We start from the raw sequence: 15151 nt of genomic DNA, 5'->3' as shown, positions 1-15151 counted from the left end.
TTATGATGAACATTGAACAGCTATCTACTCAAAACTTATACCAATACAAAATCTCACGTGCTAAACGTACTTTCGATTTCGTGAGTTCACTGATTGCTTTGATTTTGCTAGCGCCAGTATTTCCATTGATTGCGATGGCTATTGTACTCACTTCTCGTGGCCCGATTTTCTACCGTCAACTGCGTGTTGGTAAATCGACACCGGAGAAAATGGAAATCTTTGAGATCATGAAATTCCGTAGTATGTACGAAGATGCAGAAACGCGTTCTGGTGCCGTTTGGGCTACGGCGAATGACCCACGAATCACACCCGTTGGCCGATTTTTAAGAAAGACGCGTCTTGATGAGTTGCCACAACTGATCAATGTATTGAAAGGTGAGATGTCTCTAATTGGCCCACGTCCTGAACGCCCTACTTTTTACACCAAACTAGAGAACGAAATCCCCTACTTTGCTGACCGTACATACGGCGTAATGCCCGGTATTACTGGGCTAGCACAAGTAAATCAAGGTTATGATACCTGTATTGATGATGTACGTCGTAAAGTGGGCTTTGACCACAGTTATGCACTGAGTCTGTGCTCTATGAAATCTTGGATTGTGGCTGATCTCAGCATCATTTCTAAAACAATCATAGTAATGGTCGATGGACGAGGTCGTTAAACTGATATGGTGTGAGGCGAAAGAACAAGCTGTCTAGTCCAAGGTGAAAAATAGAGCAGTCTGTCCCATGCGAACACAAAGCCAGCTTTGATAATGATTTGTCAGCTGGCTTTTTACTGTCTTAAAACAAGCCAAACCCAAGAACGCTTCGATTTTAAAATCCAATTGGTATACGATGCCAACATACTGTTCTAAAAACGATTAAATGCCGTTGTTATGAAAATCGAAGATCTTAAGTTGTTCACCACCGTTGTCGAACTGGGTAGTTTTACTGCCGCCGCTAATGCTCTTGACCTTCCGCGAGCTAACGTTAGCCGTAGAATTAACGACCTTGAGAAGTCTCTCGGCATTCAACTGTTCTTTAGAACCACACGAAGCCTCTCCTTAACCAAATCTGGCGAGCTCTATTACAAAGAGTTACTCAATGCATTGAGTGCGCTCGACAAAGCAAACCATGTCGCTTCCAACCTGTCAGAGGTTGCACACGGACAAATTAAGATTGGTCTATTGCCTGAAACCAGCGATATCATGCAGTCGACTCTGTTTAAATTCCAAGATATGTATCCTAAAGTTGAGCTTGATATTCGCAACATTAGTAACGGCTTTGTCGACATGTACCGTCAAGGGTTAGACCTCGCTATGCATGGTGGTACGTTGAGCGATGCAAACGTGGTTGCCCGTAAAGTGATGGTTCTTCAACGTATTTTTGTCGCAAGCCCTGAATTTATTGAGAAACAAGGCAAGCCTTCAAGCCTAAGAGAGCTCACTAATTACCCATTTGTTTGTTTCAGGTGGCCAAGTGGGGACATCGATAAAGAATGGGACATCAAAGATCACACCATCAAAGTAGAACCTTCGGTCGTCAGTGACAGCATTGGCTTTGTTAAAGGCGGTGTTATTAGACATAGAGGTATCGCGTTGTTACCAGAACTTTTGGTGCGACATCAGCTCAAAGACGGTAGCTTGATTAACCTATTCCCCGACGACAATCTTCAAAAAGAAGAAGCATGGTTGCTCTACCCTCAGCGTAAAGCGTTAAGCCATTCAGCACAGCTTTTGATTGATTTTCTATTACAAGAACTTCCAAAACTCTAACCATTGTAATGAATATTGTGACAGTGTTTCACGAGCAGGCTAGATTATCCTAACGAAATAGAAAGATAGAATCGCTTCATAAATTCAAGAGGAGCAATCCATGAAGCCTATCTTTCAACATTCATCTATTTTTCAACGTTCGTCTACCTTTCAACAGACACCTATATTCAAATATACAGTCATTGCACTAAGCTTAACCGCCCTGTTTGGCTGTAATGACTCTGAGGCAACTGCGCCTCAAAAACAAGCTCGACCAATTCAAGTGATTCAACTTGAGCCTCTTTCACATACGGCTGAAAAGTCTTTTACTGGCAAGATACAATCATCGGAAACGGCTGGCGTTGCGTTTCGTGTGCCTGGCACTATTCAAAATATGATGGTCTCTGTTGGTGATTCAGTAAAGAAAGGCCAACCACTTGCTCAGTTAGACCCTCATGACTATCAAGTCGCGTTAGAAGAGTTACAAGCACGAGCTCTTGAAGCGAAATCTGCACACAAATTAGCGACATCCGAACTTGTACGCGTAAAACAAGCCATCGCTGATAATGCAATTGCCGATGTTAACTTAGACCGTGCAATCAGCGGGTACGAGCGAAGTGAAGCGGCGGTTAAAGTCGTAGAACAGAATATACGAAGGGCGAAAGATTCGATTCGTTATACCCAATTGCTCGCCCCTTTCGATGGTGTGGTTGCGGCATCCAATTTTGACCAGTACGAACAAGTACTGCCGGGCATCTCGGTGTTCACAATCCACAATCCAGATCAACTTGAAGTTAAAATCCAAGTACCTGAAAATTTGATTCATGAGTTCAAACCAAATCAAACTTCTGTCATAGATTGGTATGGTTCAGAGACTAAACTAGTTGGTTATGCCGCTGAAATTTCGACGTCACCTCACCCAATCAAGCAGACCTATGCGGTTACTTACCATGTCGACTCCACTGACAAATCGGTATTACCTGGAAAAGCGGTCACATTGACGACTCAACTTGGAGAAGCGAGCAGTAATTTCTGTTTGCCCTATTCTGCGTTAGTCAACCAAACGGGTATCGAGCAAGTATTCACGGTTAAAAATGAACAAGCTCATGGCGTGACTGTGGATGTGATTTCTATGTCCGAAAATACTGTGTGTGTTGAATCGACGCTCAACGATGGCGACTTCGTGGTCGTGAGTGGCGCGCAATACGTGGTGGAAGGACAATACTTCTCCAATATTCAAGTTAAAAGCCTGTAGGTGAACCATGATGAATCTAGCTGATTTTGCAATCAAACAACGCACCTTCATCCTGTTTTTCACTGCACTGAGTGTCATCGCAAGCCTGTTTTCTTATTTTGAGCTTGGAAAACTTGAAGACCCAAGCTTCACCATAAAAACGGCCGTCGTTGTAACGCTCTACCCTGGCGCTTCTGCGGAAGAAGTGGAACAACAAGTCACCGACACCGTCGAAACCAAACTCCAAGAAATGGCGACACTTAATCGGCTTCGATCTTTATCGCGCCCTGGCATGTCGATGGTATTTGTCGACCTAAAAGAGTCTCTTAATTCAAAAGCTCTTCCTCAAGAGTGGGACTTATTACGCCGTAAAGTGTCTGATATGAAGTTATTGCTACCTTCAACTGCACAGATCAGTGTCGTACAAGACGAATTCTCTGAAGTCTACGGCATGCTTTTCTCTATCCATAGTAATGATGCATCGCCTGCAGAATTAAGACGTTACGCAGAAGAGCTCCAACGCAGAATTAAAACCGTCGATGGTATTAAGAAGATTGAACTGCATGGTGTTCAACCACGCGTTGTTCATATCGATATCCCAGATGAAAGGTTGGCGCAATACGGCCTATCTATCACACAAGTTTGGTCGCAGTTGAATACGCAAAACATGACGTTTGATGCGGGTAAGTTTTCAGTAGGTACTGAGCGAATCCGAGTTCAACAGTCGAGTGAGTTCAGTTCGTTAGACGACATCAAAAACCTGATGATCAAAGGCGGCGTAAGTGAATTGGGAACCAGTTTAATTCGCTTAGGCGATATCGCTGACATCACAATGGGTTACCAAGAGCCAATGATGACAGAAAACCGCTACAACGGCGTACCTGCAGTCACATTAGCGATGAGCCCAGTCACCGGTGTTAACGTGGTATCACTTGGCGATGAAATCAATCAGATCGTCAACGATTTTCAAACAACCTTACCACTAGGTGTTGATATTGCGACAGTTGCTAATCAACCTGAAGAAGTTCAGAAATCTATCGACAACTTCGTAAGTAACTTATTAGAAAGTGTCGCGATTGTATTTATCGTCTTGTCGGTATTCATGGGGTTAAAAAGTGCAACCATCGTCGGTTCGAGCCTCCTGCTGACTATCTTGTTGACGCTTATCTACATGAACATGACTTCGATTGACTTACACCGAGTTTCTCTAGGTACCTTCATTCTTGCCCTCGGCATGTTGGTAGATAACGCCATTGTCATCACCGACATGATGATTGTGAAAATCAACAAAGGCATCGACCGCACTAAAGCCGCGATTGACTCTGTTAAAGAGACAGCAACACCACTCTTTGGTGCGACAGTTATCGCTATCATGGGTGCGAGCCCTGTAATTTTTTCAAAAACCGATGCTGCTGAGTTCGCAAGCTCGGTATTCCTTATCATCGCGTCGTCATTGTTACTGTCTTGGCTAGTTGCGATGACCTTCACGGCCTTGATGTGTTGGTTCTTCATCAAGCCAACCAAGCAAGCTGATAACACCAAAGTCAGCTTATACCGTAAGAGTGTCAACTGGACTGTCGATAATCCGCTTAAAGCATTGAGCGCTTTGGTTCCGTTGATATTAGTGACTGCATTAGCTATCCCGAACATTGCCGTTAACTTTATTCCACAAGCCGACCGACCGATCCTATTTCTAGATTACTGGCTGCCGAACGGTGCCAAGGTAGAACAAACCTCAGAAGACATGAAGCGAATCGAACAATGGTTGTTGGAACAGCCCGAAGTCGAAAGTATTTCAACCTATGTTGGCGCAGGTGCTCCTCGCTTCTCAGTGACTATAGAGCCAGAACCGTTCGATCCGGCCTATGGTCAGATTTTGATTAACGCGACCGATTTTCCGTCACTAAGCCCATTGATTGCACGCGGTGATAAATGGTTAATGGAAGAGTTTCCGAACGCAGACCCTCGCTTTAGAAGCTTAAAATTGGCGACGGCGGATAAATTCAGCGTTGAAGCACGTTTCTCAGGCCCTGATACCGAGGTCTTACATGGCTTATCAGAGCAAGCAAAAGCAATCTTCGCAGAACACCCAGACACCAAGTACGTTCGTGACGACTGGCGACAGAAAAGTAAAGTATTTGAGCCGGTCATCAACCAAGAAAAGATGCGCACTGCAGGTATAAACCGCGCGGATATTGCGTTCGCGATGAAGCGAGCTTCAGAAGGTATGCCCTTGGGTCGTATGAACTTAAACGATGAACTGGTCACAATTCAACTGCGAGGCACAAAGAGTTCGATTCAGTCATTGGAAACGTTGCCCGTTCGATCTCTGTTGGGCATCCACAGTGTTCCACTTGGCCAAGTTGTCGATGGATTTGAATTAAGCAGCGAAGAAACCATGATTTGGCGCCGTGACCGTGTAAAAACCATCACAGCACAAGCAGGTGTTGGTCGTTACACCACACCAGCAGCGGTGAGGAACTCAATCAAAGATCAAATTGAAGCGATTCATTTGCCTGATGGTTATAGCCTTGAATGGGGTGGCGAATATTACGACGAGCACAAAGCCGTCAGCGATATTCTTAAACAGCTACCTAAAGCAATCTTGTTAATGATCATCATCTTGGTGGCGATGTTTAACGGATTCAAACAACCAGTGATTATCTTCACTACCCTACCGCTAGCAGCGACGGGTGCCACATTCAGCTTATTGCTATTGGATAAACCATTCGGATTTATGGCATTGATAGGCGCCGTAACCTTAACAGGTATGATCATCAAAAACGGCATTGTATTGATGGACCAAATAGAACTTGAACGTAAGAACGGGCGCTCACTATCTGACGCCATCAAAGAAGCAACCGTGAACCGCACAATGGCGATTTCAATGGGGGCACTTACTACAGCACTTGGCATGATCCCGTTGTTAAGCGACCTACTGTTTGACCAGATGGCGGCAACCATTATCGGCGGCTTAGCTGCAGCAACCGTGTTGTCTCTGTTTGTGATGCCTGCGCTGTACAAGCTTTTCTATCGAACTGAAGAAAAAAAGACAGTAGCAGAAGCAATCAAAGACGCCGTGATTGTGCTTGATGCAACACCTCAGCCTTCAAACAGCGGCAATACAACTTCATTCAACAAGGAGCAATAAACATGCGTCCATTAACTAAGTTTAAAGTAGCTCCCATAGCGCTCACTTTGTTGCTGACAGGTTGTGCTGTTGGCCCAGATTACGAAGAACCGCAAACAACCATGGCAGAGACGTTCTTATATAGCCAAGCTGATGTGAACCAAGACGGTGTGAACCAAAACGAACAGCATAATCATTGGTGGACACAGTTCAATGATCCAACGCTCAATCAGTTAGTGGCCGATGTTCAAAACCAGAACATCCCACTTAAACTGGCAGCCGAGCGAATCAACATGGCGAACTCATACAAAAGCGTGGTCGAATCATTCAAGGTTCCGACCATTAACGTCGGTGGTGGTTATTACAACTACCAACTGAGTGAGAACGACTCCCTACTCGGCCCGGTATTTGGTGCCTCTGATGCGGTTGAGTCAGCAACGGGCATGTCGTTGCTGGAAGCTCAACACGATGGTGGATTCTTAGGTGCGAGCATCGCGTGGGAAATGGACTTGTTTGGACGTATCGACAAACAATCCAACGCAGCGACGATTCGAATTGAACAAGCCGAGATATTCCAGTCAGGCTTGAACACCTTGATCACTGCCGATGTCATTCACAACTACCTGCAATATCGTGGCGCGCAAGAGCGAAAAATGATCGCACTAGAGAACATAGCCGACCAAAAGCAGACTTTAGAATTGGTCACCAAAGTGGTTCGCAGCGGCTACGGGTCTGAGTTAGATCTTGCTCAAGCCAAAGCCATGCTTGCGGCGACTGAATCTATTGTTCCTCAACTTGAAATAGCAGAGCAAGTTCACAAACAACGTATGGCGGTGTTGTTAGGCGAATCACTCACGAGCGTAAACCAACGTTTAGTCGGTGAATTCACCCTTCCGCGAATGAACGATGTAATTCCGACAGGCTTACCTTCTGACTTATTAGAACGACGCCCAGATATCCGAATCGCAGAACGCGAAATGGCAGCCATTAACGAAGAACTTGGTGCAAGCATTGCTAATCGCTATCCAAAGTTCTTCCTAACGGGTACGCCAGGTGTGACGGCTGGAAGCTTTGATGATCTGTTCAGTAGCGACTCATTCGGTTGGGCTGCATCTGCCGGTATCAGTTGGAATGTATTCGATGGTGGCCGAGGCGAAGCCATGGTAGAAATGAACGAAGCAAGGTTCCGTTCTGCAGCGCTTAACTACCAACACTCTGTCGACAGCGCCTTTGCAGAAGTCGATTCAAGCTTGTTTGCCTATGGCCGTAGCCAAGAGAACCAAAAGCGCATCGATGAAGCTACCCTTGCCGTCGATAACGCGGTGAACAAAGCAAAGTCGCTATACAAAGCAGGCCTAGTCGATTACTTATCGGTGTTAGACGCACAAAGACAACAAAAAGCGATGCAAGATCGCCAAGTAGCCGCCAAGCTTCAAACCGCCAACACCACGATTGCCGTGTATAAAGCCTTAGGTGGCGATTGGAAAGTCGCAAACGAAACGCAGAGTGTTGAATTAGCCCACGTTAACTAGGCTCTCTGCTTTCAGTTCTCTGCTGAATAATGCAATAAGCGTAATAAAAAATACCGCCGTTGATTACGGCGGTATTTTTGTGAACTGGTTAGCTGGTAAATAAGTTTACCAACAAGATAATCCGTTACTTTATATCGTTACGCTTTGCCCACTCTTGTAAGGCATCACCCATAGTCAATCCTGTCGCATTGTTCATCCACTGCATAAAATCACGGTCAAATTTAAACTCTTCGCCAAGCTTGGACTTAAAATATCGACGCACGTTCTGAGTCGTTTTGTAGCTGTCCGTTATGACGGTACTGTCATCAATCTGATTCTTGTGCCAATCAACCTTTTCCATGATTTATTCTCTTCCTGTCATCTCAATGCATGCACTACGCGTTTCGAGGGCCAAACATAATAATCGCCATACCGAGTAGTGCAACTGAGCCACCTACCAGATCCCACGTTGTCGGCTTCTCGCCATCAACAAGCCACAGCCATATTAGGGCAACAGAAATATACACACCGCCATAGGCTGCATAAACACGCCCTGTCGCGGTAGGATGAAGCGTCAATAACCAAGCAAATAACGCCAGGCTTATCGCAGCAGGAATCAATAACCAAATGCTCTTGTCTTCTCTCAACCAAAGATAAGGTAGATAACACCCTACAATCTCGGCGACCGCCGTAAGTACAAAAAGACCGACCGTTTTAAATTCAATCACAACTTACCTTTATCTGTTTTAATGCAAAATACCCTCTAACGCCTAGGGCCGACAAACGCAATAACCAGTGACTAGGAATTAGACGCTTCGTTGCTGTCTGTATCTACGGTTTTGATCAAAGGGCCTGCGCACTCGACAAAATCACCGATGTCAAAAGTTTCTGGCGCATCGGCTCCGCCCGTCACACCAAAACTGCCTTTCACCGTTGGATCCTTTTCAGTCTTATCTACGTCTAAAATGATCTCTACTTTATAAGTGTGACCGTCAGGAAGGAGTTTGGCACACTCTTCGAGTGTCGAAGCGTTAGCTCCCATGCTAAAACCGAATAAACACACCGCAAGTACACTACTTTTCATTTTCAACATCATAAAACCTCTCTAAGACGATAGAAACACCATACCAACAATCGAAAAATCTTCACGATAAACGTTGAGAAGTGAGTTAATAACAACAAGGTCAATTAGCCCCAACCATGGGGAGCGCTTTCGCTATCATCGTACTCAGCATGACAAACTGAGCACTTGAAGTAGCTAATTTTAGATTTTGATTTGTGTGAACCCAATAACACGCCGAATGCAATATTTAGAATTCGTGACTTGAAGCTGTTCTTCTCTTGCTGTTTTAACTTCACTTCGGACGCGCTTAACCTGATGTGTGACGTTTCCTTATTGCAGTTTCCACATCGTAATACAGTGTCATTTTCTTGCATTGCCCTATTCCTTTAAGCACGTATATAGACAGTTTCGTTATAACCTAAGTTCGCTGACTGAATTAGGTTCCAAACCGACATTAATAAACAAACGCTTAGACTCAAAGCAAACTAAAGAACCGTCACGCCTTCAACTTCAATCACTGAGTTAACATTCGCTCGCTCGATTATCTTGAGTAACGTTGTCTGGATTAACTCATTATCTCGAATTTCTGTTTCGCAAGAGAAACGCTCCTCTTGAACACCATCGCTCTCACCCAACATAAATTGAACCGAAACTTCCGTTGCGAGATCTTTTGTCGTTCCGTAATACGCTAGCGTGATTTTTGGGTATCCGTTGTCGCCTTTTTTAACCTGCTTTGCGATGCGTTTTTTAGCTTTATCTAAATTCATACAACTTCCTTTTAAGGCTGAAACTAAAAATGAACAAACGTCTGGTATATCGTAGTTTTACTATAAAGCATTACCACATCCACTACATGATTTTATGGATGATAATCCTCTTTTTCTTACGTTAGTTTTTCCACAAGAAACACAAAATTTCAATGAGTGGATATTGTAAATAGACGTCAAGATAACCAGCGGAACCCAGACCAATAATTCTGACCCATTACCACCTGAGCTATAGATAAAACCAATCGAGAAGATACCAAAAACAACAGACTGCAAAGTCCACAATGTTTGTTTGTACTTCGCACCTTTGATAATAAAAAACGTAAAAAAGCCAATTGAGCTACTGATAAGCCCATAAACCGCAAAACCTATAAAGGCTTCTTGTTGATTCATAACTCTCCCTGTCAACCTCACGTTTATGGTCCGAGCAACGCTACTGCCCCAAAACCATACGACCTTAAACATTAGTCAAACTTTAAACGAAAAGTGCCAAGCCTCGTAAATCATTTTTGAGTTATCTGTTCGTTAGCAGCTTTCAAGACCGCATTTAAACCGTCTGTATCCTTACAACCAATGTAAACATGCTTTCCATTGCTTAGGCTTAACTTCAGCGCTGAACCTATCGATACATTATATAACCAACCATCGCTCAACATGCGGATGCCAATACCTTGATACCACTTGCTTTGATAAAACGATGTCTCCGTTATGTCTGACACTTCTACATTCTTACGCCAAAAACCAAAACCGAAATACCAGCTCAATGCATTGCCTTTGACCTCAATTGTCATGGAGAAAAAGAGCAAAGCAATTAACCCGTTGATGGCGTGAGCGATGAATGTTCCGGAGTTATTATCAGACGTAATGACAATGAAAGCACTTATCGAAACAAGGATGAGCAATAACCCCTTGTTGTATTCCTTACTATAAAACACAGTTATATCTCCTATAGACAACGAACAACCAATTACCTAGCCAACAGCTATCTTACTGCGGCCTATCTAAATAATCGTGGCAAGTAATGAAAGCAGATTCCCCAAAACCAAGTAGCATTACCTTGATACGACCTAACCAAAGTATCAAAGCAGAATAACCTTGTTCATGTTCTAAGCCTTGTTATAAAGCACATCGAATCTACATTAGCTACTTGGTAATGCCTTGGCCCATTCGGCTCGCAGAACAGACAGAACTACGGTATCCCACCACAGCCCTTTGAAAAAACGATGCTCTCTAAAGTGCGCTTCTTGACGCATACCTAAAGACTTACAAAGCTTAATGGCAGGTAAATTCTTACTGATTGTCTCCGCATAAATGCGGTGTACACCCAATGTTGAAAAACCAAAATCAGCCAAAGCGAGAGCCGCTTCATTGCTTAACTTATGACCTTGATATTGTCTTGAAAACGCACACCCCATTGAAGCTTGCTGATTGTCTTCTAAACGCAAACAAACAGTACCAATGAACTGCCCTGTGCTCTTATATTCAACTGCGAGTTGATATGATTTCCTTGGTTCTTCAGAAGCCTGGGCTATAAACAAGTTGGTTAACTCTTTATATTTAATAGGATCACAGTCACTTTCATCATAGAAACGCTGATATTTGGCATCTTGAGACATCGCCACGAAAGCATTTTCATCGCCAGGATTCATATCCCTAATAATCAGCCGCTTTGTCTCAATTTTAAACATCGAACGTTCCTTTTCATCTTTGTAAGCTAACGCCCAATAACGTAACCAAACACACTCAAATCTACCATCTAAATCACTAAAGCAAAGCCGAACTGCAACGGCAACGGCAACGGCCAAGTGTTAACTGTCGGCTTAAATTACTCGCTATATTTCTTGATTTATAGCTTTCACCTAGTCAATTAAAGTATCGTATTCATACTCAATCCCTATTTGTTATGCCTGTTCTAACCCTTTCAGGGTGCTTGGTACTATTATTTTATGAAACGGCGTAACGAAGAACATATAGATCTTACCAAACACATTATTCACATGAACCACGGTATTTGCGTGAACAATTGCGGTTTCTCCTTCAGGCTCAATAAGAAAAGAAACTCGGACATTAAGGTGTTTATCACAGTCTTCTAATACAACTTCATTCTCAGTTGAACTGACCAGTGTAAAAATACCGACTCGTTCGCCTACTACATATTCTGAACCTAATTTATCTCGAGATACATCTTGGAGGCCACCCAAATTTTTTAAACCGAGTTTCGATACAACCCAGTTTCTCGTAGACATCAGAAATGCAATCCAAGTCGGTGTTTGAGTTGCTATTTCAAGAAATACTTCAATAGCAGTTTGGTTGTTGTATTTTATTTTTTTTGAAAAGCTATCACAGAAATATGAATTTTTGGAATACTCGCTCAATAGTGACTTCTTGGTTATAGACATAAACTCTCCTTGATGATGAAAAGTCGACAATGCGCCATAGCGACTAATATGGACTCCCCCTCCTGAGGAACTGCCACACTTAAGTGGGATTACACCGGAGGTAACATGTCTGATGATTCTTACTTCAGCGGTATCACTCTAACTAAAAAACACTTTAGCCTTCATGCCGCAGACCAACATGGTAAGGCAATACTTAAAAGTCAGTTACTCGATCTTAATTACTAATCCCATACTCGTTTTTTATACGGGGCAACTCCTCATATGTACTGATTGCTTTAACTGCACCGCTTAGATCATTTTTACCATTAAAGCTATGCTTAACAGCAATGACGTCACAGCCACTAGATTTACCAGCACGAATACCCGCTGTGGAATCTTCAAACACAATTGTTTGGCCAGGTGAAGCCGCTAATCTACCAAGAGCTAAAGTATAGGCTTCAGGATCCGGTTTATGCTTAGTTACGTGCTCCTGTGTGATAACAAGGTCAAAAGCATTCTCGAGCTGCAACGAGGTTAAAATATTATCAACCATCCATGTTGCTGCTGAACTAACAACTCCACACTTTTTCCCTGCTAGTTTTAACTGTTCTATGTAAGCCTTAGCCCCAACATTTAGCTCAAGATCATCATTGAGCATCTGTTCGTAATGAGCTCGAAAGTGGTAATTAAACTCTTCTAAGTCAGGAGCAATATTAGCATTTTCAAAAAAGTGACCCGTTACAACCTGCCAACTTTCCCCCATAACATCTTTGTAAATGTTGTGGTCTACGTGTGCGCCATAATCTAAACAAGCTAATGCTAACGCTTTGCCCTTTAAAGGCTCTGAATTTACTAATGTTCCGTCCATATCGAACAGATAAACTTCGTAATCTTTCAATTCACTCTCCATGTTATATTTTTCAAGCTCGTATAAGCCTAGTTAACTAGTGAAAAATGCAACCAAACTAATATGACTACCTTACCCACAAAAGCCGACCATTACAAAAGTGCCGAGCGTTTTGGAATCCAGTTAAACAATCTATTAGGTGATGGCTACGATAGTAGGCAATAAAGTAGTGGCAACAAACTAGCGAGCAATAAGCTGTGCCCAACAGACGTACTCTCTAATTTTGTCACAATGGTTGATTTAGCAGACTCGTTTTCAATTAACGAACTAGCAGAAACGCCAGCCATGTTACTAGGGTCACTATATCCGACCTTATGACCGGAAAAAGACAAAAGTGAACCCAGAGCAAGAAGAATTAGCATTGAATAGAACGCATAATCACTAGAAAATGCTAGTTTCAAATAGCCTGTGAAATACTCGAAAGTAACCACAACTAGCAGTGCTAATAAATTTGATAGCACTATCAACCTTACGAATTTAAACATATTCCCTCTGATACTAATAGAACAGCTAACGTCCCAATAAACTGTGAGTGAACGTGTGCCATAATGAAGCGAAACGGAATCGGCACACGCTTATGAATCCGACTTAACTGCTTTGTGAACTGGCTTTTCTAGCGATCACTAAACCATGATTACTTGATCCCAAAAGGCTTACTTCATCGCAATTTACCAAATGATAATCTAACCATGTCTGATATTGGGATGGCGTAAAGTTATTAACACCGTTAGATATGTAACGTCCAAATCCATCTGTTGCTGCGTGTCCAATTACATTAAACCCATTTTCGTTTACAAGATTTTCAATTTCACTAGGCGTTGCGAAATACCCGACCTTGAAAAAACTATCGGCTTTAGCGTTTGATACCGTGCCATGTTTATTTAACTCTAGAAGCACCTCCGGAGTGACTAGCTCTGGAAATTGTTGGGCAAACATACCAGCGACAAAGAAACGTGAAATATAGGCTATGGCTAGTACACCATTTGGCTTTAAAATCCTTAGTGCTTCATTAACCGCAAGCTCTCTTTCATGCAGAGTTTTTAGGTGGTACAAAGGCCCAAGAATTACACAAACGTCTTGAGAGCTACTTTCGATAAATGACACATCACAAGCATTACCCTCAAACACTTTTAACTCAAGACCTTCAGATTTTACTTTAGTATTTAAAATCTTCACTTGGTCAGGCGCAAGTTCTACTGCTGTAACATCACAACCTAATTTTGCAAAATGTAAGGAATAGCGCCCCGTTGCTGCTCCTAACTCACATACTGATTTTCCTTTAAGTAAATAAGGTGTGAGTTTATGTATCGTAGTATCAAACTCTAACTGAGCAATATATTGCCGAGTTAGCCTTTCATCTTCGTTTGCACCCGTATATTGGGCTATCAATTCTTCCATTGTTCACATCCCCTTTGCCAGTGAGCACCCAATTAAGTAGCTGACAACGCTACCACTACACAGTCGACTTAAATTTGTTATTAGAACGATACTTAAAGGTATCGCCCTAACAAAAAACCACTTTAGTCTTCATGTCGTAGACCAAAATGGTAAAGTCTTACTTCATAAGTAAGTAACCCTAACTAAACTATTGACTACAATAGCAAATATGCCACTCATGCGTATAGGCGTTGAAGCTAGTAGCGAGTAGCGAAAATAGCTAACTGGTCGATAAAATTGCTATCGCTTGTTATAAGCGAACTAGCTTGACCGTATTACTTATTTTTATTGTTCAGCCCAGACTCTAGTGCTGCTGCCTTAGTTTTAGCCGACTCTTCATAAGCATTAAATACATCGCTATTTTTACGACCGCTAAAGTGCAGAAAACTATGAATAATAAGCATAAAGAAGGATATCAACACAACAAATATGGGCGCTAAACCTAACCCATCAATGTTCGTTGACAAAAGACCTAGAACAAAAAATACACTCGATATAAGTGCAACCGATTTACTGCGAGATGATGAGCCCATAAGTAACCCGCTTTACATAACTAAAGAAAGAATAATACTTAGAACCTTTTACGCATACTTTGAAATACTTAACAAATGCAATAGCTTATAACGAAAAGTTAAAGCGTGAACAACGCAATACCGAAGCTACTGCAAACACCTTAATCACTAAAACCAACGCACAGTAAAAATGCCACGCGTTGCGAATCACCCTTAAACAGTTTGTATGGATAATAAGCACTCAAAACAATTAAGAGTCACAGTCCTGAACGAATCGTTATTGAAGCTACAGGCCGATTAGAAATGCCTTTTGTTCTTGCATGTGCAGAGGCTCAATTACCCATTGTCAGAGCAAACCCTGTCCACATAAAACGATTCGCTGGTGCTATTGGCCGCAGAGCCAAAAAACATATGCCTAATTAGTGACTTAGTCATTCGCCGAAACCAGTTGTTATCCATGCAAACCATGGAAAAGA

General features: G+C 42.6%; 16 protein-coding genes and 2 pseudogenes. 7 read left to right on the top strand and 11 right to left on the bottom strand.

What is annotated here, in order from left to right:
- Positions 1-2 precede the first annotated feature (2 nt).
- The 5 genes from ACED53_RS12465 (at position 3) to ACED53_RS12445 (ending at position 7632) form a co-directional block, all read left to right on the top strand.
- Positions 3-662 carry a sugar transferase gene (locus tag ACED53_RS12465; protein ID WP_017100345.1) on the top strand — a complete coding sequence of 220 codons (660 nt, stop codon included), beginning with the start codon at positions 3-5 and terminating at the stop codon, positions 660-662.
- A gap of 216 nt (positions 663-878) precedes the next feature.
- The gene (locus ACED53_RS12460; protein ID WP_017097827.1) at positions 879-1757 is read left to right on the top strand and encodes a LysR family transcriptional regulator; all 879 of its coding nucleotides are present in this window, start codon (positions 879-881) and stop codon (positions 1755-1757) included.
- Between the two features lie 100 nt (positions 1758-1857).
- The gene (locus ACED53_RS12455) at positions 1858-2991 is read left to right on the top strand and encodes an efflux RND transporter periplasmic adaptor subunit (protein ID WP_017100346.1); all 1134 of its coding nucleotides are present in this window, start codon (positions 1858-1860) and stop codon (positions 2989-2991) included.
- 10 nt (positions 2992-3001) lie between these two features.
- A complete protein-coding gene (locus ACED53_RS12450; RefSeq protein ID WP_199861940.1) occupies positions 3002-6121 on the top strand; it encodes an efflux RND transporter permease subunit in 3120 nt (1039 codons plus the stop codon).
- A gap of 2 nt (positions 6122-6123) precedes the next feature.
- Positions 6124-7632, top strand: coding sequence for an efflux transporter outer membrane subunit (locus tag ACED53_RS12445; RefSeq protein WP_017100348.1), 1509 nt, complete (start codon positions 6124-6126; stop codon positions 7630-7632).
- Between the two features lie 124 nt (positions 7633-7756).
- Here ACED53_RS12445 and ACED53_RS12440 read toward each other — a convergent pair whose 3' ends face one another.
- The 11 genes from ACED53_RS12440 to ACED53_RS12390 form a co-directional block, all read right to left on the bottom strand.
- Positions 7757-7972: a DUF6434 domain-containing protein gene (locus ACED53_RS12440; protein WP_017101670.1), complete on the bottom strand. Its 216-nt coding sequence runs from the start codon at positions 7970-7972 to the stop codon at positions 7757-7759.
- A 34-nt stretch (positions 7973-8006) separates the two neighbouring features.
- Entirely contained in the window at positions 8007-8339 is a 333-nt protein-coding gene (locus tag ACED53_RS12435; RefSeq protein ID WP_004733816.1) for a YnfA family protein, read from the bottom strand.
- Between the two features lie 71 nt (positions 8340-8410).
- A complete protein-coding gene (locus ACED53_RS12430; protein WP_017099842.1) occupies positions 8411-8707 on the bottom strand; it encodes a hypothetical protein in 297 nt (98 codons plus the stop codon).
- Positions 8708-9159: 452 nt separating this feature from the next.
- Positions 9160-9441: a hypothetical protein gene (locus ACED53_RS12425; protein ID WP_009846780.1), complete on the bottom strand. Its 282-nt coding sequence runs from the start codon at positions 9439-9441 to the stop codon at positions 9160-9162.
- 60 nt (positions 9442-9501) lie between these two features.
- Positions 9502-9834 (bottom strand): hypothetical protein, encoded by a 333-nt coding sequence (locus ACED53_RS12420; RefSeq protein ID WP_009846781.1) that lies wholly within the window; start codon positions 9832-9834, stop codon positions 9502-9504.
- Positions 9835-9944: 110 nt separating this feature from the next.
- The gene (locus ACED53_RS12415) at positions 9945-10397 is read right to left on the bottom strand and encodes a hypothetical protein (RefSeq protein WP_017099843.1); all 453 of its coding nucleotides are present in this window, start codon (positions 10395-10397) and stop codon (positions 9945-9947) included.
- A gap of 183 nt (positions 10398-10580) precedes the next feature.
- Positions 10581-11129, bottom strand: coding sequence for a GNAT family N-acetyltransferase (locus tag ACED53_RS12410; protein WP_029225355.1), 549 nt, complete (start codon positions 11127-11129; stop codon positions 10581-10583).
- Positions 11130-11342: 213 nt separating this feature from the next.
- A complete protein-coding gene (locus ACED53_RS12405) occupies positions 11343-11840 on the bottom strand; it encodes a DUF2867 domain-containing protein (RefSeq protein ID WP_029225356.1) in 498 nt (165 codons plus the stop codon).
- A gap of 214 nt (positions 11841-12054) precedes the next feature.
- Positions 12055-12729: an HAD family phosphatase gene (locus tag ACED53_RS12400; protein ID WP_017099848.1), complete on the bottom strand. Its 675-nt coding sequence runs from the start codon at positions 12727-12729 to the stop codon at positions 12055-12057.
- A 143-nt stretch (positions 12730-12872) separates the two neighbouring features.
- Positions 12873-13211 carry a hypothetical protein gene (locus tag ACED53_RS12395; RefSeq protein ID WP_102580039.1) on the bottom strand — a complete coding sequence of 113 codons (339 nt, stop codon included), beginning with the start codon at positions 13209-13211 and terminating at the stop codon, positions 12873-12875.
- 103 nt (positions 13212-13314) lie between these two features.
- Complete coding sequence (locus ACED53_RS12390) at positions 13315-14124, bottom strand: class I SAM-dependent methyltransferase (RefSeq protein ID WP_017099847.1); 810 nt, start codon at positions 14122-14124, stop codon at positions 13315-13317.
- Between the two features lie 79 nt (positions 14125-14203).
- On the opposite strand from ACED53_RS12390, the pseudogene ACED53_RS12385 reads away from it, so the two are divergent.
- Both ACED53_RS12385 and ACED53_RS12380 read left to right on the top strand, forming a co-directional pair.
- Positions 14204-14362: pseudogene (locus tag ACED53_RS12385) on the top strand (IS110 family transposase); the annotation flags it as partial.
- A 550-nt stretch (positions 14363-14912) separates the two neighbouring features.
- A pseudogene (locus ACED53_RS12380) lies at positions 14913-15151 on the top strand (IS110 family transposase); the annotation flags it as partial.

This window comes from Vibrio sp. 1F169, from assembly GCF_041439605.1.
Classification (GTDB): Bacteria; Pseudomonadota; Gammaproteobacteria; order Enterobacterales; family Vibrionaceae; genus Vibrio; species Vibrio tasmaniensis_A.
The sequence above is the reverse complement of the archived record's forward strand: the minus strand, read 5'-3'. Positions and strand labels throughout refer to the sequence as shown.

Coding starts and splice junctions, on each gene's coding strand:
- ACED53_RS12465 (WP_017100345.1), top strand. CDS start 3: ATGATGAACATTGAACAGCTATCTACTCAAAACTTATACCAATACAAA.
- ACED53_RS12460 (WP_017097827.1), top strand. CDS start 879: ATGAAAATCGAAGATCTTAAGTTGTTCACCACCGTTGTCGAACTGGGT.
- ACED53_RS12455 (WP_017100346.1), top strand. CDS start 1,858: ATGAAGCCTATCTTTCAACATTCATCTATTTTTCAACGTTCGTCTACC.
- ACED53_RS12450 (WP_199861940.1), top strand. CDS start 3,002: ATGAATCTAGCTGATTTTGCAATCAAACAACGCACCTTCATCCTGTTT.
- ACED53_RS12445 (WP_017100348.1), top strand. CDS start 6,124: ATGCGTCCATTAACTAAGTTTAAAGTAGCTCCCATAGCGCTCACTTTG.
- ACED53_RS12440 (WP_017101670.1), bottom strand. CDS start 7,972: ATGGAAAAGGTTGATTGGCACAAGAATCAGATTGATGACAGTACCGTC.
- ACED53_RS12430 (WP_017099842.1), bottom strand. CDS start 8,707: ATGATGTTGAAAATGAAAAGTAGTGTACTTGCGGTGTGTTTATTCGGT.
- ACED53_RS12425 (WP_009846780.1), bottom strand. CDS start 9,441: ATGAATTTAGATAAAGCTAAAAAACGCATCGCAAAGCAGGTTAAAAAA.
- ACED53_RS12420 (WP_009846781.1), bottom strand. CDS start 9,834: ATGAATCAACAAGAAGCCTTTATAGGTTTTGCGGTTTATGGGCTTATC.
- ACED53_RS12410 (WP_029225355.1), bottom strand. CDS start 11,129: ATGTTTAAAATTGAGACAAAGCGGCTGATTATTAGGGATATGAATCCT.
- ACED53_RS12405 (WP_029225356.1), bottom strand. CDS start 11,840: ATGTCTATAACCAAGAAGTCACTATTGAGCGAGTATTCCAAAAATTCA.
- ACED53_RS12400 (WP_017099848.1), bottom strand. CDS start 12,729: ATGGAGAGTGAATTGAAAGATTACGAAGTTTATCTGTTCGATATGGAC.
- ACED53_RS12395 (WP_102580039.1), bottom strand. CDS start 13,211: ATGTTTAAATTCGTAAGGTTGATAGTGCTATCAAATTTATTAGCACTG.
- ACED53_RS12390 (WP_017099847.1), bottom strand. CDS start 14,124: ATGGAAGAATTGATAGCCCAATATACGGGTGCAAACGAAGATGAAAGG.